The organism is Ancylomarina longa, assembly GCF_003996985.1.
Taxonomy (GTDB): domain Bacteria; phylum Bacteroidota; class Bacteroidia; order Bacteroidales; family Marinifilaceae; genus Ancylomarina_A; species Ancylomarina_A longa.
This window is the reverse complement of sequence record NZ_RJJX01000064.1, coordinates 1-1,499: the sequence shown is the minus strand read 5'-3', so window position 1 is coordinate 1,499 and position 1,499 is coordinate 1. Positions and strand designations below refer to the sequence as shown.

The 1,499-nt window shown below is 44.9% G+C and carries 1 protein-coding gene; it reads right to left on the bottom strand.

Features of this window, described 5'->3' with window-relative positions; all coding sequences use genetic code 11:
• On the bottom strand, positions 1–1,499 hold a 1,499-nt coding region (locus DLK05_RS18980), incomplete at both ends, for a reverse transcriptase family protein (RefSeq protein ID WP_148114115.1).

Here is a 1,499-nt window from a genome sequence, read left to right as displayed (position 1 = left end):
AGGAATTCTGTATGATATTGACTATCTTCTGAGGCACGCCGTAGTGTCGAAGAAGTTTCCATAGTGTTGTTCTGTCCACGCTATCAAATGCCTTTTCGTAGTCAATGGAGTTGATGTAGAGTGATGAATTCCATTCAATTGATTGTTCCACAATGATCCGTAGAGTTGCGATTTGGTCTGTACACGATCTATCCTTACGGAATCCTGCCTGTTGGTCACGAAGTTGGGCGTCTACGCAGTCCTTCATCCTGTTTAACAATACCCTGTTGAAGACTTTTCCCGGTATTGAGAGAAGAGTGATGCCCCTGTAGTTATCACACTTGCTGAGATCGCCTTTCTTCGGTATTTTGATCAGAAGTCCTTCTTTCCAGTCTTTTGGTACTTGTTCCTCATCCCAAATCTTATTGAAGAGAATGTGGAGTATCCTTGCAGTTGCCGCTACGTCTGCTTTTAGTGCCTCTGCTGGGATGTTGTCCGGTCCTGCTGCTTTGCCACTCTTGATTTGTCTGATGGCCATGCTGATTTCTTCAATTGTTGGTGGGCCAACATTGATTGGGAGGTCCGTGGGTGCTGCTTCGATGTTGGGTGGGTTCAGTGGAGCTGGTCGATTCAAGAGTTCCTTGAAGTGTTCTACCCACCTGTTTTGTTGCTCTTCAATGTTGGTGATTACCTCGCCTTCCTTGCTTTTCACTGGTCGTTCTGGTTTGCGGCGATTTCCAGAGAGTTTCTTTGTCGTGTCATACAATTGTCTCATGTTTCCTTCTCTTGCAGCCTTTTCCGCCGTCGTTGCTAAATCTTCCACATATTTACGTTTGTCGGTTCTGATGCTCCTCTTCACTTGTTTGTTTACTTCTGTGTATTCAGCTTGTGCCTTGGCTTTTTCTGCTCTTGTTCGGCTGGTATTGATCGCTGCCTTCTTGTTCCTCCTTTCTTGAATCTTATCCAGTGTATCAACAGTGATCCATTCCTTGTGATGGTGCTTCTTGTGACCCAGGACCTCATGACATGTTGAAGTGATTGCCTCTTTGATCCCCTTCCAGTTGCTCTCCACAGTAGTTCCTTCTCCATTGAGTAGATCATGAAAGGCCTGGAACTTGTTGCTGAGGACTATCTTGAATTTGTTGAGTTTGTTAGTATCCTGGAGAAAGGCCGAATTGAACTTTTGTGATACTGTCTGCCCCGTTGTCCAGTGCTTCTTGAGTTTCAATTTCATCTTGGCGACCAGTAAGTGATGATCTGATGCTATATCAGCTCCTCTCTTGGTTCTCACGTCCTCTATAGTCCTCCTGAACGTTTTGTTGATGCAAATATGGTCGATTTGGTTTTGTGTAGAGTGATCCGGTGAAGTCCATGTGGTTTTGTGTATGCGTTTATGTGGGAATATGGTGCCGCCTATGACCAGCTTATTGAAGGCACATAGATTTGCAAATCTCTCACTATTTTCGTTCCTTTCTCCCAGTCCGTGTCGTCCCATTGTGTCTTCATATCCAATGTTGTCC